This is a genomic window from Oceanicaulis sp. (assembly GCA_040112665.1).
Classification (GTDB): Bacteria; Pseudomonadota; Alphaproteobacteria; order Caulobacterales; family Maricaulaceae; genus Oceanicaulis.
The window spans coordinates 364,797-384,485 of sequence record CP157796.1 but is presented as its reverse complement, the minus strand read 5'-3'; the positions used below and the strand labels follow the sequence as shown (position 1 = coordinate 384,485).

At 67.2% G+C, this 19,689-nt stretch carries 22 protein-coding genes and 1 pseudogene; 9 read left to right on the top strand and 14 right to left on the bottom strand.

Translation table 11 applies throughout. The annotated features are described in order from the left end of the window. Nucleotides 1–45 precede the first annotated feature (45 nt). From ABL308_01935 to ABL308_01910, 6 genes are all read right to left on the bottom strand, one after another. Nucleotides 46–627, bottom strand: coding sequence for a VOC family protein (locus ABL308_01935; protein XBQ16642.1), 582 nt, complete (start codon nt 625–627; stop codon nt 46–48). 185 nt (nt 628–812) lie between these two features. Then, nucleotides 813–1,442 (bottom strand): chromophore lyase CpcT/CpeT, encoded by a 630-nt coding sequence (locus tag ABL308_01930; protein XBQ16641.1) that lies wholly within the window; start codon nt 1,440–1,442, stop codon nt 813–815. A 163-nt stretch (nt 1,443–1,605) separates the two neighbouring features. Beyond that, nucleotides 1,606–2,505 carry a polysaccharide deacetylase family protein gene (locus ABL308_01925; protein XBQ16640.1) on the bottom strand — a complete coding sequence of 300 codons (900 nt, stop codon included), beginning with the start codon at nt 2,503–2,505 and terminating at the stop codon, nt 1,606–1,608. A gap of 2 nt (nt 2,506–2,507) precedes the next feature. Further along, nucleotides 2,508–3,341: a hypothetical protein gene (locus ABL308_01920; protein XBQ16639.1), complete on the bottom strand. Its 834-nt coding sequence runs from the start codon at nt 3,339–3,341 to the stop codon at nt 2,508–2,510. Beyond that, nucleotides 3,341–4,177, bottom strand: a complete 837-nt coding sequence (locus tag ABL308_01915) for an SDR family NAD(P)-dependent oxidoreductase (GenBank protein ID XBQ16638.1) — start codon at nt 4,175–4,177, stop codon at nt 3,341–3,343. The genes ABL308_01920 and ABL308_01915 overlap by 1 nt, the downstream gene beginning before the upstream one ends. A gap of 9 nt (nt 4,178–4,186) precedes the next feature. Next, nucleotides 4,187–4,501 carry an REDY-like protein HapK gene (locus ABL308_01910; GenBank protein ID XBQ16637.1) on the bottom strand — a complete coding sequence of 105 codons (315 nt, stop codon included), beginning with the start codon at nt 4,499–4,501 and terminating at the stop codon, nt 4,187–4,189. Between the two features lie 168 nt (nt 4,502–4,669). Between ABL308_01910 and ABL308_01905 the strand changes: the two genes are divergently transcribed. Together ABL308_01905 and ABL308_01900 are read left to right on the top strand one after the other, a co-directional pair. Beyond that, nucleotides 4,670–5,911, top strand: coding sequence for a class I SAM-dependent methyltransferase (locus ABL308_01905; protein ID XBQ16636.1), 1,242 nt, complete (start codon nt 4,670–4,672; stop codon nt 5,909–5,911). Further along, complete coding sequence (locus tag ABL308_01900; protein ID XBQ16635.1) at nt 5,911–6,267, top strand: hypothetical protein; 357 nt, start codon at nt 5,911–5,913, stop codon at nt 6,265–6,267. The genes ABL308_01905 and ABL308_01900 overlap by 1 nt, the downstream gene beginning before the upstream one ends. Here the strand turns inward: ABL308_01900 and ABL308_01895 are convergent, their stop codons facing one another. The 3 genes from ABL308_01895 to ABL308_01885 are packed head-to-tail and all read right to left on the bottom strand — an operon-like array spanning nt 6,268 to nt 8,617. Then, nucleotides 6,268–7,263 carry an esterase-like activity of phytase family protein gene (locus tag ABL308_01895; protein ID XBQ16634.1) on the bottom strand — a complete coding sequence of 332 codons (996 nt, stop codon included), beginning with the start codon at nt 7,261–7,263 and terminating at the stop codon, nt 6,268–6,270. Between the two features lie 16 nt (nt 7,264–7,279). Continuing rightward, the gene (locus tag ABL308_01890; protein XBQ16633.1) at nt 7,280–7,600 is read right to left on the bottom strand and encodes a hypothetical protein; all 321 of its coding nucleotides are present in this window, start codon (nt 7,598–7,600) and stop codon (nt 7,280–7,282) included. Between the two features lie 12 nt (nt 7,601–7,612). Then, nucleotides 7,613–8,617: a sodium-dependent bicarbonate transport family permease gene (locus tag ABL308_01885; GenBank protein ID XBQ16632.1), complete on the bottom strand. Its 1,005-nt coding sequence runs from the start codon at nt 8,615–8,617 to the stop codon at nt 7,613–7,615. A gap of 109 nt (nt 8,618–8,726) precedes the next feature. Here ABL308_01885 and ABL308_01880 point away from each other — a divergent pair, with 109 nt between their 5' ends. Further along, the gene (locus ABL308_01880) at nt 8,727–9,638 is read left to right on the top strand and encodes a LysR family transcriptional regulator (protein XBQ17703.1); all 912 of its coding nucleotides are present in this window, start codon (nt 8,727–8,729) and stop codon (nt 9,636–9,638) included. Nucleotides 9,639–9,666: 28 nt separating this feature from the next. Here ABL308_01880 and cobT read toward each other — a convergent pair whose 3' ends face one another. After that, complete coding sequence (cobT, locus tag ABL308_01875) at nt 9,667–11,574, bottom strand: cobaltochelatase subunit CobT (protein ID XBQ16631.1); 1,908 nt, start codon at nt 11,572–11,574, stop codon at nt 9,667–9,669. A gap of 107 nt (nt 11,575–11,681) precedes the next feature. On the opposite strand from cobT, the pseudogene ABL308_01870 reads away from it, so the two are divergent. Beyond that, nucleotides 11,682–11,795: pseudogene (locus ABL308_01870) on the top strand (type II toxin-antitoxin system prevent-host-death family antitoxin). A 173-nt stretch (nt 11,796–11,968) separates the two neighbouring features. Continuing rightward, nucleotides 11,969–12,361 carry a type II toxin-antitoxin system VapC family toxin gene (locus ABL308_01865; GenBank protein XBQ17702.1) on the top strand — a complete coding sequence of 131 codons (393 nt, stop codon included), beginning with the start codon at nt 11,969–11,971 and terminating at the stop codon, nt 12,359–12,361. 16 nt (nt 12,362–12,377) lie between these two features. Here the strand turns inward: ABL308_01865 and cobS are convergent, their stop codons facing one another. From cobS to ABL308_01850, 3 genes are all read right to left on the bottom strand, one after another. Then, a complete protein-coding gene (gene cobS, locus ABL308_01860; GenBank protein XBQ16630.1) occupies nt 12,378–13,367 on the bottom strand; it encodes a cobaltochelatase subunit CobS in 990 nt (329 codons plus the stop codon). Nucleotides 13,368–13,478: 111 nt separating this feature from the next. After that, the gene (locus ABL308_01855; protein ID XBQ16629.1) at nt 13,479–14,477 is read right to left on the bottom strand and encodes a hypothetical protein; all 999 of its coding nucleotides are present in this window, start codon (nt 14,475–14,477) and stop codon (nt 13,479–13,481) included. Nucleotides 14,478–14,562: 85 nt separating this feature from the next. Continuing rightward, nucleotides 14,563–15,195 carry a J domain-containing protein gene (locus tag ABL308_01850; protein XBQ16628.1) on the bottom strand — a complete coding sequence of 211 codons (633 nt, stop codon included), beginning with the start codon at nt 15,193–15,195 and terminating at the stop codon, nt 14,563–14,565. 90 nt (nt 15,196–15,285) lie between these two features. Between ABL308_01850 and ABL308_01845 the strand changes: the two genes are divergently transcribed. The 4 genes from ABL308_01845 to aguB all read left to right on the top strand — a co-directional run bounded on the left by ABL308_01845 (nt 15,286) and on the right by aguB (nt 19,001). Beyond that, nucleotides 15,286–15,519 carry a BolA family protein gene (locus ABL308_01845; GenBank protein XBQ17701.1) on the top strand — a complete coding sequence of 78 codons (234 nt, stop codon included), beginning with the start codon at nt 15,286–15,288 and terminating at the stop codon, nt 15,517–15,519. Nucleotides 15,520–15,753: 234 nt separating this feature from the next. After that, a complete protein-coding gene (locus ABL308_01840; protein ID XBQ16627.1) occupies nt 15,754–16,782 on the top strand; it encodes an agmatine deiminase family protein in 1,029 nt (342 codons plus the stop codon). Between the two features lie 34 nt (nt 16,783–16,816). Further along, nucleotides 16,817–18,142: a serine hydrolase domain-containing protein gene (locus tag ABL308_01835; protein XBQ16626.1), complete on the top strand. Its 1,326-nt coding sequence runs from the start codon at nt 16,817–16,819 to the stop codon at nt 18,140–18,142. A gap of 16 nt (nt 18,143–18,158) precedes the next feature. Next, nucleotides 18,159–19,001: an N-carbamoylputrescine amidase gene (gene aguB / locus ABL308_01830; GenBank protein ID XBQ16625.1), complete on the top strand. Its 843-nt coding sequence runs from the start codon at nt 18,159–18,161 to the stop codon at nt 18,999–19,001. A gap of 47 nt (nt 19,002–19,048) precedes the next feature. Here the strand turns inward: aguB and ABL308_01825 are convergent, their stop codons facing one another. Further along, on the bottom strand, nt 19,049–19,663 hold the full coding sequence (locus ABL308_01825; GenBank protein ID XBQ16624.1) for a hypothetical protein: 615 nt from the start codon (nt 19,661–19,663) through the stop codon (nt 19,049–19,051). Nucleotides 19,664–19,689: the final 26 nt, after the last annotated feature.

The window sequence follows — 19,689 nt, the reverse complement described above, 5'->3', positions numbered from 1 at the left end:
GATATGCTATGAATGTCCGGACAAATCAAGCGCGGAGGTCGTCGCCTAATCCCACTCGATCGGCGGGCTCAGCCGGTTGTTGAGCTCGACGATATGGCCGTCCGGATCGCGCAGCATCGAGACCATGACCTGATAGGTCACCCCGTCGCCGGGATACTCCCGATAGGTGGGCGGGCTCAGCACGGTCACGCCCGCGCTCGCCGCGGCGGCGGGGAAGACCGTGTCGAGTTCGGAGGTGTTGAACAGCAGCACGATCTCGCCGGCGGTCAGCTCCGAGGACGTGGTCGGCGCAGGCGCCTGGTCTGCGTCTTCGAGCTCCCACAGGCCCAGCACGCCGATATTGGGATCGTTCGCGCGCAGCAGCACCAGATGGCTCTGGCTGGTCCCGTCGCGGCTGGTGATGATCTGGTCGTAGTATTTCTCGAGCCCCAGCGCGCCTTCATAGAAGGCCAGCGAGGCGTCCATGTCGCGCACCAGAAGCGTGGTGCGCCGCAGGTCGATCGGACCGCGGTTCGTGTCTGCGGCTTGGACTGACGCCGGCGCGACTGAAGGCGTCGTGGTTTCGCTGACGATGATGCAGCCCGCCAGAAGCGGGGCTGCGAGCAGGGCGGTGAAAAGCGATTTCATGGCGGCGTTTCTCCAATCGCACTGGCCTTAATTCCCTCCCCCTTGCGGGGAGGGTGGGCCGAGGTGAAGCCTCGGGTCGGGTGGGGGTGAGGCGCTTCAGGTTGCAGACCGTTGCGCTTGCGGCTTCACCCCACCCGTCCGGCTTCGCCGGACACCCTCCCCGTCAAGGGGAGGGAATGACGCACTCAGTCTTTCCTCACGAACACATACCCGCCCGCGCTCGGGCCCCATCTGACGTTTCCTTCCGCGTCGAAGCCGCGATCCCAGTTCGCGAACCCGTCCGGATAGTGGATCGAGCGCGAATGGGTGCGCACCGCGCCGCGAAGGCCGCTGGGGCAGGTGGGGAAGTTCGCATACCAGTGGCCGTGCGCGATGCGCTCGACCGGGCCCGAACAGCTCGCCTCGCCCAGCTGGTCGGCGGCGATCGTGTCCGGCGCCGCGAAGGCGCCGACCACCGAGGCCGGATCGGTCATGGTGTAGATCGTGCGCAGCACGGTGCGGTCGTCCTGGGCCGCGAGCCGGATGATGCGCTGGAAGTAGGGGCGCTGCTTGGCCGCCGGGTCGGCGCTCTCGGGATCGTCGCCCAGCCAGGCGTTCTCCTGATAGAGCCAGACGCCGTCGGTGCGCTCGGGCCAGATGCGGACCAGCTCGCTCTCCACGCATCCCCAGCCCTCGGTCTCGCACTGCTCGATCGTGCTGAACGAGCCTGTGAGAACGGCGGCGAGTTCTTCTGCGGCGGTCTGATCAGGCGCCTGTGCTGCGGCTGCGCCGGTGAGGGCGAAGCTCGCCAGCGCGGCGGTGAGTAAGCGGTTCATGTCGGGTCTCCCCCCACCCCGGCCCTCCCCCGAGGGGGAGGGAGGGCTGTTTCGATCGCGGCGTCGGAAGTCCATCCCGAAGAAGAGACGAGCCGCTTGAGCGTCTCTCCCTCCCCTGCAGGGGAGGGCCGGGGTGGGGTCGAGCGGCGTCAGCCGCTTCGTTCTATTCGGCCTCCGGCGGCGGAACCGCTGCGGCGAAGGCGTCGGCGATCTGTTCGCGGGTGGCGCACCACACGCCGTCATGGCTGCGGACATAGGCCAGAAACTCGTCGAGCGCGCCGATCCGTCCGGGCCGTCCGATGATCCTCAGGTGCAGCCCCAGGCTCATCATCCGCGCGCCCTCCTCGTTCGCTTCGGCCAGAAGCCAGTCGAACGTGTCTTTGGCGTAGGCGACCCAGTCTTTCGCAGTGAAGCTCGGCGCGAGCCAGAACTTCATGTCGTTGGAATCGATCGCATAGGGCAGGACGATGATCGGCTTTTTCCCGCCGCGGGGCGTCTGCACCACGTCCCAGTACGGAAAATCGTCCGAGTAGTCGTCCATGTGGTAGCGGTAGCCCTCCTCGATGAGGATGCCCCGCAGATTGTCCGAGTGCAGATAGCGCGACAGATACCCCGCCGGCAGGCGGCCGCAGGTCTCCTTGATGCTGTCTGCGCCCTTCCGCACGAACTCGCGCTCGCGGTCCTCGTCCATGAAGGCGGTGAACTTCCAGCGCCAGCCGTGACAGCAGGGCTCGTCGCCGCGCTTCATCAGCGCCTCGGCCAGCCAGGGCGCACGCTCCAGCGCCAGAGAGGCGGCGGTCCAGGTCGCGGGCATCTGGTGCTTGTCCAGAAGCTTCAGCACGCGCGGCGCGCCGCGATTGATCCCGTACTGATAATTGGTCTCGTTGCCGTGCACCCGGATCTGCGCCTTGGCGGGCACCGCCCCCAGCTCGTCGACAGGTTCAGGGCCCTTGTCGCCGTCCAGGATGTTCTTCTCCGCGCCTTCCTCGACATTGACGACGAGAGAAAACGCGAGCTTCGCGCCGTTCGGCCAGGTGAAGCCTTGGGGCGGGGTTGCGGGCATGTTCAAACGTATCCTCGGCGTTCAATTTCTTTGCGGATGCCGTCGAAAAGGAGCCGCTCTGTCTCGCTCGGCCCCAACGCCTGATCTTGCGTGCGCAGGAAGTCTGAGAAAGACAGAAAGCGCGGTTCCGTCGCGTCAATGCGATAACAGATCATCAACAGCTCGTCGTCATCGAGCACTTTGAACGCGTGACGCGACCTCGTGCGGGCCCACGCTTTTTCAGAATCCCGGAATGCAGCCAGCGTTGGGGTTTTTCTCGGCAGGTTGTCTTCAAAGCCACCGTTGGCGAGAAAGATCAGGTCCGTCCGTTCGACGGTCGGCCGGGCCTTCCGAAGGTTTTCGAACAAGAGGGCATACTTTGCGAGTTGGCCCTCGAAAGAGCGACCGTGCGGGGGTTTCACTTCGATCGCGACTGCCGCCGATTTCGAGAGCAAAAGGATGTCAGGCTGGGTGCCTGGCCAAACCTGCTCGACCGAACGAGTGAGAACGGACGGGCGCTCATCGAACTCATTGACTCCGCAATGCGCCAAGAGGGCGTTGATCGCCTGCGCCGGCGCCAGCCGCAAAAACAGCTCTAATTGATGATTGAACGGCTCTTCCTGCCTGTCGAGCTTAGCGAACGTCCTTCGCTCCAAGCCGGGAGAATCATCGATCTTTTCTCGGAAAAAATTGACCAAATCAGAAGAGTAGACAAACTTACTCTGTTGTTTTTTTAACTGGCTAATCGGGATCTTTGCTAATACTTTGGGCCACCAATAAAAGAAGCGGACGGCGTTGTAGTAACCGTCCGACCACGTGTTCTCGGACTCAAGAGCGTCCTCAAGTGTAATTGGCATCAATGCGGCTCCTCGCCGCCGCTGACATTCATGCTCTCCGCGGTGATGTATTTCGCCTCCTCCGAGCACAGGAAGGCGACCGCGTTGGCGGTGTCTTCCGCCGTGCCGGGACGGCCCAGCGGGATGCGGCCGGCCATCGCCTTGAGATAGTCCTCGACGCTGGCTGCCCCGGTGACCTTGGCGAAGTACTCGTTCTGCCAGGCGCCCAGCCCCGTGGTGACGTGGTTGGGGCAGACATTGTTGACGGTGATCTGATGGGGGCCCAGCTCGTGGGCGGCTGACCGTACCAGGCCGACAAGGCCATGCTTGGAGCTGGTGTAGGCCTGCGCGTGCGGAAAGCCGGATTTCGCCGCCTGGCTTGCGATATTGACGATCCGGCCGCCTTTGCCTGCCTTGATCATCACCTCTGCGGCGGCCTTCAGCCCGAAGAAGCAGCCGGTCAGATTGACGTCGATCACCGCGCGCCAGTCGTCTTCCGTGACGTCCAGAAGCGGCCTCATGATGTAGCCGATGCCGGCGTTGTTCACCCAGATGTCCAGCGAGCCGTGCTCGGCCACGGCGTGCTCGGCGAGCTGGCGCATCTGGGCGAGATCGCGCACGTCGCAGGCTTTCGTGCTGGCCGTTCCGCCCGCGCTGCGGATCGCCTCGGCGATCTGGTTCATCTCCTCGGTGGCGCCGATATGCTCGGCCGGCGTGGCCGGATCGGCCGGCGCGCCGATGTCGGAGATGACCACCGCCGCGCCTTCGCTTGCGAGCTTTTTCGCGATCGCTTCGCCCAGCCCGCCGGTGCGGCCCGAGCCGGTGATCACGGCCGTCTTGCCGGAAAAACGCGCCATCCTCGCCCCCTAGCCGAGCTTGTCGGTGAGGATGAAGACCAGATCGTCGGCCATGGCCTGAAACTCCCCGGCGACCTTCTGCATGGCGTCGGTCCCGACATCGCCGCCGAAGGCGTCCATGTCGTTGACGTCGATGATCTCGATATAGGCGTAGGGCGGGGAGTCCGCCGAGCCCAGAAGCCCGGTGGACTTGAACACCTCGAACCGGTCCACAGAGCCGAGCCCGTTCACCGTCGGGATGTCGGTGGACTTCGCCCACTTTTCATAGTCGGCCGGGGTGACGCCCGGTTTGAGATTGAACAGGGCGACGATGCGCGTGCTCATGGTGCTCCTCCCGTTTCCCCGCCGCGACATCGCGGCGCACAGGGCGACCTGCGTGTTGGCCGCCGCGCTTCTCAAATGGTATATCATTTCAAACGGCGGGCTTTGCCAAGCCTTCCGCCGGGAAATAAAACCAGACCAAGCGGCGAGACGCACCTTCAGGAGACGCCCATGCCCGACGATCGCGCCAAGGATCTCGACACGGCGAAGCCGGCCTATGACGGCCCGCCGGACTACCGCCTGGTCGGCCGTCACGGCATGTTTCCGCATACGAGCCATGACGAAGCCGAGCGCTTCAACTTCCTCGCCCATATGAACCGGCACCTCGCCAGCCGCGTGCTGCCGGGCGTGAAGACCGCGTTCGAACAGCGCGTGGAGCCGGCCTTCACCAAAGAAAACGGCCCGTTCCGCCATCGCAACGAGGTGAGAAAGGCGCTTCTGGACGACCCGGCGTTTCAGATCTGGTCGGCCCTGCGCCGCGCCACGATGGAGCAGCGCCAGCAGGCGGGACGCTGGGTGACGCTGCGCCAGGCCGAAGCGCTCAACAAAAAGGCGCTTGAGCTGACCGAGGGCGATCCGCGGCTCGAACTCACCCCCGGCTTTGACGTGCCGCGCTATCTGACCGCTGTGGACCATCACTGCATGCCCGGCAGCTATCATACCGAGCTCGCCCATGGCGACGTGACCGGGCCTGCGAACTACGACGCGGGTCTGTTCGTCACCACCGGCGGGGCGCTGGGCCGGTATAATGACGGCGGCGGCCAGGCGGTCGCCGAATGGGTGAAGGCGAACCTTCCCGATTTCGCGCCCAGGCGCATTCTCGATCTGGGCTGCGGGCTCGGGCACAACGTGCTGCCGATCGCGCAGGCCTATCCCGACGCCGAGGTGATCGGCGTGGACGCGGGCGGGCCGATGCTGCGCTACGGCCTAGCGCGCGCCAAGGCGATGGGCGTTGAGAACGTAAAATTCATCCAGGCCGACGCCGAGGACCTGTCCCGGTTCGCCGACGAAAGCTTCGACTGGGTGCAGACCACCATGTTCCTGCACGAGACCAGCAAGAAGGCGATGGAGCGGATCTTCGCCGAGACCCGCCGCGTGCTGAAGCCCGGCGGGATCGTGCTGCATGTCGAACAGCCGCAATATTCCGACGAGATGCCGCTTTACGAGCAATGCATCCGGGACTGGGACGCGTTCTACAACAACGAGCCGTTCTGGACGACGATGCACGAGATCGATCTCGACGATCTGATGATCAAGGCGGGCTTCAAGAAAGACGGCGTCATTCATGGCGGGGTGGCCGCCGTGGTCGACACCAAGCTCTTCCCCAGCGCCGGCGAGGACAAGGTCGAGGATTACGGGCGCAAGGCCGCCTGGCACGTCATCGGCGCGAAAAAGCAAGAGGAGGCCGCGTGATGGCGTTCGATCCGCTCTCTCAGGCCGGCGAGAAGGCCCGCGGCAAGCGCCCCTGGTTCATGGAAGACCGCGACGCCGAGCGGGTGCTGAACATCGTCATGGCGCTCGCCCAGGAAGTCTCCGTCGTGCGCCAGCGCCTGGACACCGTCGAGCGGCTTCTGGACGCGAAGGGTGCGATCAGCCGGGCGGACATCGAAGCCTTCGAGCCCGACCGCGATCAGGCCGCCGAGCGCGGCGCCTGGAACCAGGAATTCATCGCCCGGATCCTCAGGATCGTTCAGCAGGAGAACGAGGCGATCGAGCGCGGCGAGGAGCCCAGCTCCGAACAGGCCGCCCGGGATTTCCAGGACGCGTGATCACTCCCCGGCCAGAGTGAAGCTCAAGAGCAGCGTGCGCTGGTCGGGGTTGAAATTGTCGTCGCTGAGGATGAACAGGCGGGCCTCCCCGTCGATCTCGGCCAGCGCGATCGCTTCGAAATTGTCCACCGTCATGTCCGGGCCGAGTTCGGCCAGGATCTCCGGCTGCAGCGGGGCGGGGCCGGCCTCGGCGAGGTCCATCGCGGTGAGCCGGCCGATCCGGATGCGGTTGCCGATCTCCCGCGACCAGTAGCGTTCGACGAGGAACAGCCCGCCTTCGCCGTCCGTGGTCATCGCCGTAAGGCCGAAGCCCGGCGCGGCGGCGAGGCTGAGCGCGCGGGGCGGAGCGGCCGCGTTTTCAAGATCATAGCGCCAGATCGTGTGCGGCGTGCCGTCCATGATCGGATCTTCAATGCCCGCATAGAGCGCGCCGCCCGTGGCCGCCAGCGCCTCCATGCCGGCGTTGTCGCGCAGCCGGTCCGCGCCGGGCGGGGCGGGGAAGGTGGAGGGCTGGGCGGTCTGAACCGCGCTCCAGTCAGGCCCCAGATCGTAGACGGCGAGCCGGTGTTCGCGTTCGAAGCTGACCACGTAGCGGCCTTCGCCCAGCGGGGCGAGCCCTTCGGCGTCGGCCTGCCGGTCTTCCAGCGCCCGGCGCTCGGGGTCGAGCATGGGCGCGAAGACGATGTCGCTCAGCCCCGACGGCGCGCCGTCCTCGAACGTGATCCGGGCGGTCATGAAAACCCCCTGGTCGGTCACGGCCAGAAGCCGTTTCGTCTCCGGGTCGATCTCCATCGCGGAGATGCCGCCGAACGCCTCCGCTTCGGCGCTCAGCGCGACCCCGCCGGCGTAGGCCAGGGCGCCCAGGCGCACCCGTCCCGGATCGTCGGGAAAGAGCGGAACCGGCTGTGCGGTGACCGCGGCGGTCTCAGGAGTGGAGGGCCCGCAGGCCGCAGCCCCGATCGCGGCCAGGGCGGCGAGGACGAGGCTGAGGCGCATGGGCGGTCTCCTTGGGCTAGAACTTCTCGGGACGCAGCACCTGGACTTCGTCCATGTAGACGATCCCGGAATACTCCTTGAAGTACCGGCTGGCCACCGTCTCGGCGATGCGTTCGGCCGCCTCGCGGTCGGCGACGATCACCTCGATGCGCACGATGTTGAAGCCTTGCGCGATCGAGGGCCGGTCGGTGCCGTGAAGGCCGTGCTGGCCCTTTCCGGTGCCTTCGGTGACGGTGTAGCCCTTCGCGCCCTCCTTCTCGACGATGGCGATGATCTTGTCGCGCAGCAGGCGCTCGACGACGAGGATGATCTTGGTGGCCTTGTGAAACAGGGTCATGACTGACGCCTCCTAGAGGTCGAAGACGAGCTGGGCGAGGGCGACGTAGAGCGGGATGCCGATCGCGATCGCCACCGGCGTGCCCACTGCGGTGGACGAGCCGATATAGGTGGAAGGATTGGCCCCGGGGATGCCCGCGCGCAAGGTGGGCGGGCCGGAGATGTCCGAGCTCGAGCCCGCCATCACCGCCAGAAGCACCACCCCGCCCGGCGAGAAGCCGGTGAGAACGTGGGCGACATAACCCAGCCCGAAGGCGGCGAGGCCGTTCAAGAGCGGGGCGGCCACGCCGTAGATCGCGTACCAGTGGGCGACCTTGGCGAGCTCTGACATGCGCGCCCAGGCCTCCATGCCGAGGATCAGCATCAGGATTGAGAGAAGGCCGCGGAAGAGCGGGTCGTAGAAGCTTTCGACCACGCTGTCGGGCCGCGTGACTAGGCCGAGCCCCATCCCCAGCAGCAGCGCCGAGATCGCCGAACCGCGCAGCGAGTCGACCACGATCGCCTTGATGTCGGCTTTCTCCCCGTCGCGGTTGCGCTTCTGCCGGGCGACCTGGGCCAGGACGATCGCAGCCAGGAGCGCGGCGATGTCCATGAAGGGATAGAGCGCCGGCGCCCAAGCCTCGAAAGGAATGTTCTCCTCGTCGAGCACCACCATCGCGGCGGCCAGCGTGGAGGCCGAGACCGCCCCGAACAGGCCCGCCGTGGCGTAGTTGTCGTCCGCCTTGAGCCGGGGCAGCCGGTTGAGCACGAGCGCGCCGATCACCACGATCCCCACGCCCAGCGCGAGCGCGAACAGGGCCGGAAGAAGCATGGAGAGAAGGTCCGCTTCGCGAAGCTCCATGCCGGCGCGCAGGCCGATCGTGATCAGCAGCATGAAGACGATGAAGCGGTAGATCGGATCAGGAATGGTCAGATTGCTGCCCAGCGCCGCGATCAGAACGCCGCCGATCAGGAAGGCGAGGGTGGGTTTCTGCAGCTGCGAGGCGAAGGTGGAGAGAAAATCGAGAAGAACGTCCATGACGGTCCTGGCCCTTATGAAATTCGACGGCCGGACCCTACGCATCGAATTTGATAGATAAATTACATTGTTTGGATATGATCGTTCTGTTTTCTGGAACCAAGGGCCGCTGCGCGTGAACTACAAGCATCTGCGATATTTCCGCGCCGTCGCCCATGAGGGCCGGCTCACCCGCGCCGCCGAGCGGCTCAATCTCAGCCAGTCCGCGCTCTCCACCCAGATCCGCCAGCTCGAGGACCAGCTCGGCCACGCCCTGTTCGAGCGCACCGGGCGCACCCTGACCCTGACCGAGGCGGGGCGGGTGGCGCTCGACTACGCCGACGCGATCTTCACCGCCGGCGAGGAGCTTGAAAGCGTGATGAAGGGCGGGGCGGGCGCGGCCCGGCGCACGCTGAACGTCGGCGCGCTGGCCACCCTGTCGCGCAACTTCCAGACCGATCTTCTGGCCCCGCTGCTGGCTTCGGGCGCGGTGGAGGTGCATCTGCGTTCAGGCTCGCTGTCCGAGCTGATGGCCGAGCTGGCCGCGCACAATCTCGACATGGTGCTGACCAACCAGGCGCCGTTGCGCGAGGCCGACAGCGGCTGGACGGTGCACACCCTGGCCGAACAGAAGGTCAGCCTGATCGGCGCTCCGGCCCGGATCGGGGAGGTGCGCGACATGGCCACGCTTCTGAAAAGCCACCCGCTGATCCTGCCCTCGCGCCGCAGCGGCGTGCGCTCGGGCTTCGACGCGCTGGCCATGCGGCTGGGGCTGAGCCCAGAGATCGCCGCCGAGGTCGACGACATGGCGATGCTGCGCCTGTTCGCCCGCAACGATGCGGGCCTCGCCGTCGCCCCGCCCATCGTCGTGCGCGACGAGCTCGCCAGCGGCCGGCTCGTCGAAGCGGCCGACCTGCCCGGCATCGCGGAAACCTTCTACGCCATCACGCTGGAACGCCGCTTTCCCAACCCGCTGGTGGCGGAGATCCTGTCGGGGGCGCCGCCAGCGTCTTCGAGCGGTGTTCGCCCGGAAAACGAGTGATACTTCGCCGGCGGGCCGACGCGCCACCCTAGCGTCTCGCGCTCGTCGTGGCGCGCTTGAGCGCGGACAGGCCCGGCCCGCCGCGGCCCTTGCGTTCGCCGCGGCGGCGGGCCTTGGGCTTTTCATCGAACAGGTCGGCGAGCTGGTCGGTCATCGCGCCGGCGAGCTGTTCGACGTCCACGATGGTCACTGCGCGCTTGTAATAGCGGGTCACGTCATGGCCGATGCCGATGGCCAGAAGCTCCACCTCCGAGCGGTCCTCGATCATCGAGATGACCTCGCGCAGATGCTTTTCGAGATAGGCCGGGGAGTTCGCCGACTGGGTGCCGTCGTCGACCGGCGCGCCGTCGGAAATCACCATCAGGATGCGCCGCTGCTCGGGCCGGCCCATCAGCCGCTTGTGCGCCCAGAGCAGCGCCTCGCCGTCGATATTCTCCTTCAGGAGCCCGTCTCGCAGCATCAGCCCGAGCGAGGGCCGCGCGCGCCGCCAGGGCGCGTCCGCGCCCTTGTAGACGATATGGCGCAGATCATTGAGCCGGCCCGGATTGGGCGGCTTGCCCTGGGCGAGCCATTCTTCCTTCGACCGCCCGCCCTTCCACGCCTTGGTGGTGAAGCCCAGGATCTCGGTCTTCACGCCGCAGCGCTCCAGCGTGCGCGCGAGAATGTCCGCGCAGGCGGCGGCCACCAGGATGGGCCGGCCGCGCATTGAGCCTGAATTGTCCAGAAGCAGCGTGACGACCGTGTCGCGGAAGTCGGTGTCCTTCTCCTGCTTGAAGCTCAGCGGCATCATCGGATCGAGGATCACCCGCGGCAGGCGGGCGGGATCGAGCACGCCTTCTTCGAGATCGAACGCCCAGGCGCGTTGCTGCTTGGCCATCAGCTTGCGCTGCAGCCGGTTGGCCAGCCGGCCCACCGCGCCTTCGAGGCCTTTGAGATGCTGATCGAGATTGCGCCTGAGGCGGGCCAGCTCGTCGCCGTCGCACAGATCGCCGGCCTGGATGACCTCGTCGAACTTGGTGGTGAAGACCTTGTAGGCGTCCGCGTCCTCGCCGCCGGGCGGGATCCAGTTGGGGCGCGCGGCCTCCATGGACTCGCCCGGTTCGTCGTCGGCTTCGACGCGGGTGTTGGACTCTTCGGCGTAGTGGATGTCGTCAGTGTCGGCGGCCGTGCCCTTGGCGTCGGCGGGCTGGTCTTCCTCGCCCTGATCGGGCTCGTTCTCGCCCTCGTCCTCTCCGGACTGGGGCTCCTGTTCGACGCCGGAATCGTCCTGGCTGTCGTCCTCGTCCTCCTGCTCGTCGTATTCGCCGAGCTCGTCGGACAGATCGAGATCGCGGATCACCTGGCGCAGGGCGTCGGCGAACTTCTTCTGGTCGCCCGCGCTGTCGGCCAGGGCGTCCAGCGCCGGCCCGGCCGCGGCTTCCAGATCCTCGCGCCAGACCTTCATCAGGCCCTTGGCGTCCTCAGGCGTCGGCCGGCCGGAAATCCGCTCGCGCACCAGCATGGAGATCGCGTCCTGCAGCGGGGCGGACTGGCGGTCCTCGGCGACGTTCCAGCCGTTGCGCCGGCATTTGTCGATCAAAGCGGCGTCGAGATTATCCGCCACCCCGCGCATGGCCTGTGCGCCCAGCCCCTCGCAGCGCGCCTGTTCGGCGGCGTCGAAAATCTTCCGCGCCACATCGCCGGGCGGCATCGATTTCTGGTGCGCGGCGCTGTCGTGCAGCGCAAAGCGCAGCGCCAGCGCGTCGGCCCGGCCGCGCGCCTTGGCGGCCTCGTCGACGGTCAGCTTTTCAGGCGGGTTGGGCAGCACGATCCCGCCGCGCGCCACGCCGGCGCGATCGCCGCCATACTTCACCTCGAGATCGCGCTCCTTTGAGAGCGCGCGGGTGGCGGCGGTGAGGGCGCGGCGGAACTGTTCGGACGGGGACTGATCGGTCATGGGCTACTAGATAGCCCCGCGCAGGGCCGATGCGAACCCGGAACGGTGCAGAGCGCAGGGCGCGCCAAAACTTGACTAAGTCAACTTAGTCAACTAAGGTTCAGACCATGAAAACCGTCACCGTCCATGAGGCGAAAACCCATCTCTCCCGCCTGCTCCGCGAGGTCGAGGCGGGCGAGACCATCGTCATCCGCCGCGGCAAGACCGAGGTGGCGCGCCTGACGGCCGTGGGGGGGGCGGGGCGCCCGAAGACCGGAGCGGACGCCTACGGCGCCTGGGCCGATCTGGGGACGTGGAGCGAGGAGGCCGATCGCATCCTCATGGAGCCGGCCTACACCGACGAAGAGTGGGACGCGTTTCTCGACCGCGATCTCGAGCCTGAGGACGCCCGGTCCTGAGCGTTCTCGTCGATACGCAGGCGGTCGCCTGGTACCTGATCCCGGGGCCGAGGCTCACCAAGCGGGCGCGCGTGCGCATGGCGGGCGCCACGCGGCTGTTCGTGTCGCTGGCCTCGGTCTGGGAAGCGAACATCAAGCGCGCAAAGCACGGCGATGCGCGGCTCGGATCGCTCGGGCCGTGGCTCGATCGCATGCGGGAGACGGGCTTGCCCGAGCCGTTCGAACTCCTGCCGATCGAATTCGAGGACTGCTACGCCGTTCGCGATCTTCCGGCGGTGCACGGCGACCCGTTCGACCGGATGATCGCCGCCCAGGCGCGGCGGCGGACCATCCCGGTGATCAGCGCCGATCCGGTGTTCGACGCCTATGGCTGCGAGCGGGTGTGGTGAGCCCTGATCGGGGCGCCTACGCCGCCTGACCCGGCTTGACCGGGCTTTCGGGCAGGTCCTCGCCGAACACGCGCTGATACATCTCCGCCACGATCGGGCGTTCGAGCTCGTCGCACTTATTGAGGAAGGTGAGCCGGAAGGCGATTCCGGCGTCGCCGAAGATCTGCGCGTTCTCCGCCCAGGTCAGCACGGTGCGCGGGCTCATCACGGTGGAGAGGTCCCCGTTGATGAAGGCCTCGCGGGTCATGTCGGCGACCTTGACCATGTCCGCGATCGCTTTCGCCCCGGTCTCGCTCGCGCCGTACTCGCCGAGCTTGGCGGCGACGATCTCGCGCTCGGTCTCGGCGGGCAGGTAGTTGAGCGTGGAGACGATCGACCAGCGGTCCATCTGGCCCTGGTTGATCTGCTGGGTGCCGTGATAGAGGCCCGTGGTGTCGCCCAGGCCAACCGTGTTGGTGGTGGCGAACAGGCGGAAATTCGGGTTCGGGCGGATTACGCGGTTCTGGTCGAGCAGCGTCAGCGAGCCCGAGGCTTCAAGAACCCGCTGGATCACGAACATCACGTCGGGCCGGCCCGCGTCGTATTCGTCGAACAGAAGCGCGACCGGGCGGCGCACCGCCCAGGGCAGGATGCCTTCCTGGAACTCGGTGACCTGCTGGCCGTCCTTCAGGACGATCTGGTCCTTGCCGACCATGTCGATCCGGCTCACATGGCTGTCGAGATTGACCCGGATCATCGGCCAGTTCAGCCGGGCTGCGACCTGCTCGACATGGGTGGATTTGCCCGTGCCGTGATAGCCTTGGATCATCACCCGACGATTGAAGGCGAAGCCCGCCAGGATCGCCCGCGTGGTCGCCGGATCGAACACATAGGTCTCGTCGATCACCGGCACGTGCTCGTCGCGGCCCGAAAAGGCCGGAACCTCGAAACCGGGATCGAAGCCGAACAGGGCTTTGCAGTCGGCCTTGGTGTCGGGCGTCAGGGAGATCAGCGCGTCGTCGGTCATGTCGCCTCGAAAATGCTCTGTCGGTCGCGCGGCGCGAAACGCACGCGCAGGGTTCGCCGAACACTTAGCGCGCGAGGGGGGCGGGCGCCACCTTGCGGGATGTCACAGCCCTCAGGGCGTTTCGCAACGTGCCGCCGCATACGCGCCCAGCGCCTCGCTCCAGGCCTCGAGGGTTTCGGGCGCACCATACGCAGGGCCGTCGCCGGCGAGGAAGGAGGCCGGGTCGCCGCCCCTAGCGACATGGGCGGCCATGGCGGGAAACAGGGCCGCTTCGGCTTCATCGAGCGTCCAGTCCACGAGGTTGCGGGAAAGCGCGTAGAAATAGCCCGCATCGCTCATCAGCGCGTCCCCGGCGCCGAGCGCCTGGGAGTCCATGACCATGATCCGCGGCTCGCCAGAAACGCCGCCAGCAGCCTCGGCCGACTCTGCCGCGCGCCGGGCGAGCGAGATCAGCGGATGGTCGATCGTGAAGAAGCGCTGATATTCCGCCGCCGGATCTTCGGGCAGGCGTGCGCACAGGGCGGCGCGCCGCTCTTCGGTCAGCGCGTCTGATTCAAGGATCACCGCTGCGGTTTCGTCCAGCCAGTCGGGCGCGGCGGCCGCTCCGTAGGCGCGTTCGCCGGTTTCGCTCTGCGGCCAGTCGAACACGTCGATGAACCACAGATGGCCAAGCTCATGGGCGATGATCGCCTCGGCGTGGCGCACCTTCTCGTCGCGGCCCACGCGCTGGTCGAGCACGGGCGTTATGCGAGCCTCGATCTCGGCTTCGCTGGCGTCGGGCATGGCCTGGCGCAGGGCGGGACGCATCTGGGCGGCGAGCGTTTCGCGCATCGCGTCGGGCGAGATCCAGGGTTTGACGATCCAGCCGTCCGCGCGCAGCTCTGCACCGAAGCCGGGAAAGCGCGGCATGTCCTCGATGATCGCCGTGCGGCCCGGCGCACGCTCGAACACGGCGGTGAAGCGCTCCCGCGCGTCCAGCGCGGTCACCAGCACCGCCTCGGCGCGCGCCTGGGTGGCGGCGACAGACAGCACGCCGTCGCGCTCCGTGCAGACGGCCTCGGCCGGGCAGGCGGCGAGAAGGGTTCGGGCGGCGAGTGCGGCGAAGATCATGGAGAGCCCCTGTCGGATTGAACGCGCCGCACGCTCGCTCCGGCTGGCTATCCTCGACCTTGCAGGTCCGTGAATTGTTCGAAAGCTACGCCATCCCGGCGCTTTTCAGGATCTGGTAGCTCTGCACGACCTTGTTGAGCTGCTCCTCCATGGAGCGGTCGCCGCCGTTGGAATCGGGATGGTAGGCGCGCACCAGCTCCGCATAGCGTTTGCGGACTTCCGCCTTGCTCGCGCCGGGATCGAGGCTGAGGGTCTCGAGCGCCCGCTTCTGCAGCCGTCCCATGCCGGCGTGGGGATCTTCGGCTTCGCGCTGGCGGCGCTCCTGACCGGGGGGCGGGCGGTCGCCGAACAGGGAGAACGGGTCGAAGAAGCCGTCCTGGAAGTCCTTGCTGGCGCGCTCGGCCCGCTTGCGGGTGGTGGAGCCGGCTGCAAAGCTCCAGGTCGGGCGGTGGCCGTAGAAATCGGCCTCGACATGGGCGCGGGCGGCCTCCTCGCTCATGCCCTCGAAGAAATTCCACTGTTTGTTGTACTCGGCCGCGTGGCTCTGGCAGAACCAGTAGAACTCGTCGCGTTTCGCCGCGCTTTTGGGCGCGCGGGCGGTGGCCTTGGACCGGCACTGGGGATGCTCGCACACGCGCTCGTCCACAGACGCCTCGTGCTTGGGCTTCTTCACGCGGATGTCGACAAACCGCGGGCGGTATTTGAAAGCGCCGTCCATGACGCTGAAGTATGGGGCGCGCCGCCTTAAGCGGCAACGAAGGGAGCATGACAATTGCCGGGCGTTAAGCAGCAGATCGAAGCCAAACTCATGGCCGCGTTCGAACCCGTCGAGCTCACCGTCACCGATGACAGCGCCGCGCACGCCGGCCACGCCGGGGCGCGGGCCGAAGGCGAAAGCCATTTCACCGTGGCGATCCAGTCGGTCCATTTCGCCGGCAAGTCCCGGCTCGAACGCCACCGTCTGGTCAACGCCGCGCTCAAGGAAGAGCTGGCCGGGCCGGTGCATGCGCTGGTGGTCAAGGCCAAGGCGCCGGGGGAGTAGGCCAGCGTCAGCGCAGCGTTTCCTTCCCTCCCCTTGACGGGGAGGGTGTCCTGCGAAGCCGGACGGGTGGGGTGGGCCGCAGACGCAGTCTTTGCAGACCTCAGCGCCGCTCCCCCCACCCGACCCGAAGCTTCGCTTCGGCCCACCCTCCCCGCGAAGGGGGAGGGAAGACGCGCGGGCAGAGCCCGCATCCCCCGCTACTCCACGCCTCCGCCTCATGCTATCAGCCCGGCCATGACCCGACCTTTCGACACCGCCCGCCTCGTCCCTCATGAAACCGCCGCGCAGGAGGCGATCCACACCTGCTGGCCGGCCGCCACCGAGCTTTGGGAGGAAGACCTCGAGCCGGCGCGTGAGGAGTTCGCGCGCTTTCTCGCCCTCGCCGCAGCGCCGGGCGCTGACGGAAAGCGGCTCGAGATCGTGGTCTACGCCGCCACCGCCGAGGCCGAGGCCGACGCGCGCCGCCGCATGGGCCGGCTGGTGAAGGTCGTGCGCGAGCCTTACGGCGACGTCTGGGCGCGCGACACGGGCCCGGTTTTCGCCAGGACCGCGCAGGGGCTCGACGCGGTCCGGTTCCAGTTCAACGGCTGGGGCGGCAAGTACGACCTGCCCGGCGATCTCACCGTCGGCGAGCGCATCGCGAAAGAGGCCGGCGCGCGGCTCGTGAAGGCCGATTTCATCTGCGAGGGCGGAGCGCTGGAGTTCGACGGCGAAGGCACGGTGATCACCACCCGCCAGTGCCTTCTGAACCCCAACCGCAATCCGCGCTTCACCGAAAAGGACGTCGAGGTCCGGCTCGAGGCGCTTCTGGGCGTCAGCAAGGTGATCTGGCTCGATGAAGGCATGATCGGCGATCACACCGACGGCCATGTCGACAATATCGTCCGCTTCGCAGCGCCGGGCCTCGTCGTGTGCCCCGAAGCCGCCGGGCCTGACGATCCGAACGCGAAAATCTATGAGGCGATCGCGAAGGACCTCGCTCGCGCCACTGACGCCGCCGGGCGCCGATTGAGCGTCTTGCGCGTTCCTTCCCCGGGTCTTGTGCAGTCCGAGGCTGGCGGCCCGGCCGCGGCCTCCCACATGAACTGGGTGGTCGGGCCGCGCCACGTGGTGATGCCGGCCTATAACGAGCGCGCGCAGCTCGCGGCCCGCCGCTTGCAGCGCGCCTTTCCGGGACGCAAAGTGGTCGTCTCGGGGGCGAACGCCATATTGACGGGAGGCGGCGCGTTCCACTGCGTGACCTGCAATCAGCCCGCCGGGTGATCACGCCCGGCGCGACGATCCTGGAGACGTGCGCATGGGTTTGCGGAGCATGATGATGAGGACGGCCGCCGGGGCGCTCGCCGCGCTCGGGCTCGGCGCTGCGGCGAACGCGCAGTTCTACCCCCCTGAAGGCCAGTCGCTGTCGCGCATGGGGTCGGTCATCGAGATCGCCCGCACAGGGCCTTACGCCCAGGGCGATTCCGGCGCGGGCGCCTATGGTCCGTTTTCGAACACGGCCGCGGCCGCCGCAGCCGCCGCGAGCCGAACCGCGCCGCTCGTCCAGCTCGAACCGCCCGCCTATCTCGACACGCTGCGCGAGCGCCTCGACCAGGCGGCGGGCTTCGACAAGACGGTCGGCCTGGCCGCCGCGGTGATCGAGAACGGCGAGCCGGTGCTGATCTACACCTCAGGCGAGACCGCCGCAGGATCGGGTGAAGAGGTCACCGCGCAGACGCGCTTCCGCGCCGCCTCGCTGACCAAGAGCTTCACCGGCGTGCTGCTGGCGATCCTCGAAAGCGAGGGCCTGATCGATCTGGACGCCAAGGTCCCGACCTCCATCCTCGACCTCAAGGGCGAGACCCAGCCCACCTGGATCGAGCTGATGAGCCAGCGTTCGGGCCTGCCGCCGAACGCCTACGACAATCTCATCGAGGGCGGGGTGAGCGCCGAGGAGGCGCGCCGCCGGCTCTCCACCGTCGATCTCATCTGCCAGCCGGGCGAGTGCTACAGCTATCAGAACGTGGCGTTCTCCTCCGCCGAGCTTCTGATCGAAGAGGCGACCGGGCTCAGCTATGAAGAGGCGGTGCGCCAGTACATTTTCGGCCCGTACGGGCTCAGCACCGCCGGGGTGGGCGAGGACGATCTCGTCTCCGGGCCCAGCTGGGCGCGCCCGCACCGTGGCTGGACGCGCAAGTCCGACCGTCCGGGGGATCCGGACACCTATTACGACCGGGTGCCGAGCGCGGCGGCGGTGACGCTGACGCTGAACGACCTCATCGCCTGGGCGCAGGCCAATCTCGCCTATCTCGACGGCCTGCCCGAAGAGGTGCGTGAGCGGGTCTTCACCCCCTATACCGAGTCCCGGCGCGAGACGCGCGGGTTGGGCCCCTTGCGCGCCCGGGTCGACGAGACCTATTACGGCCTCGGCTGGCGGGTCTATGACTGGGGTGACCGCACCCTGATCGCCCACGCCGGCTATCTGTCGGGATACGGCGCCCAGGTGGTGATGGAGCCGGAGACCGGCTTCGCCTTCGTCGCGCTGTGGAACGCCGACGGCCGCGCGCCGTGGCGGCTCTGGCCGACGGTGATGGATCTGCGCACCGGGGACGGACCCGGCGACTGGCTCGACCAGATCGACTGACGAAAGCCTTCAAGACATGACCGACACGATTTCGATCGCCGTGCTTCAGGCGGCGTTCGGCCGCGACCGCGACGCGAACATCCAGACGATCGCCGAGATGGTGCGCGAAGCGGCGGGCAAGGGCGCGAAGGTCATCCTGCCGCCCGAGCTCTTCCAGAACCATTATTTCTGCAAGACCCAGGACGAGGACTGGTTCGCCGAGGCCTTCCCGGCGATGGAGCACCCGTGCGTCACCGCGCTGCAGCCGCTGAGCGAGGAACTCGACGTCGCCATCCCCGTATCGATCTACGAGCGCGAGGGGCCGCGCTATTACAATTCGCTGGTCATGCTGGACGGCGGCAAGCCGCTCGGCGTCTACCGCAAGAGCCATATCCCCGACGGGCCGGGCTATATGGAGAAGTACTATTTCCGCCCCGGCGACACCGGCTTCAGGGTCTGGGAAACCAGGCACGGCAAGGTCGGCGTGGGCATCTGCTGGGACCAGTGGTTCCCCGAAACCGCCCGCGCACTGGCGCTTCTGGGCGCTGAAGTGCTGCTCTACCCCACCGCCATCGGGACCGAGCCCCATGACGACAGCCTGGACACCTCCGCGCGCTGGCGGCGGGCCATGCAGGGCCATGCGGTCAGTAACGTCATGCCGGTGGGCGCAGCCAACCGGATCGGCGACGAGGACAACCAGAAATTCTACGGCACCAGCTTCATCTGCGATCACACCGGCGAGGTCGTCAGCGAGCTCGGCCGCACCGAGACCGGCGTCCTGACCGCCGAGTTCGACCGCAAATTCCTGGACCGTCACCGCGCCGCCTGGGGCTTTTTCCGCGATCGCCGGACCGATCTTTACGGGCCGTATTTCAGCTAGGCTGAGAGCCTGCCTTCAGCACGCGCCCGTGATCATGGGCCGCGCGCCTAGTTGCTGGGATCGCATTCGGCGAAATCGCCGGGGCAGATCACGGTGACGGCGTCGATATCGGCGTCGCCGTCAGCCTCGTTGCCGGTGTTCTCATAAGTGATCGAGACGTTCTCGATCGGGGTATCCGGCCCGCCGAGCCCGTATTGTTCGAGCAGCGCTTTGTCGACGAGGCGGATTTTCATCTCGATCGCGCCCGCGCCGCCCATAGGCTCGAAAAACGAGTCCATGCGCGTCTGGCGCCAGGCGGTGAGCGCGCTAACGTCCTCGAATATCAAGAGGCCGTCCACGGCGGTCGGCGCGTCCGGTCGCTCACGCAGCTTCAGGCGGGCGAGTTGCGGAGTTTCGGCGCGTGCGAGAACCCCGGGGACTGATACAGGGTCGGATTCCCGGGCTTGCGCGCTGTCGCTATTCGCAGAGCGGTCCTGACCGCCGCTCTGATCTTTCGCCGAGGCGGTCACGGTCTCGAATTCAAGCACGACCAGCGTCGAGGCCTGCTGTCCCGCCGCAGCGGACGCGCCGCGATCCTGCGCCGAAGCCGAACCGGTGTTCGCCGCCCAGGTTCCGACGGCGGCCAGAACGGCGGTAAGCAGTCGTCGGGTGGTCAGGGGCATCATACGTCTCCACGGCGGAGCCGCCC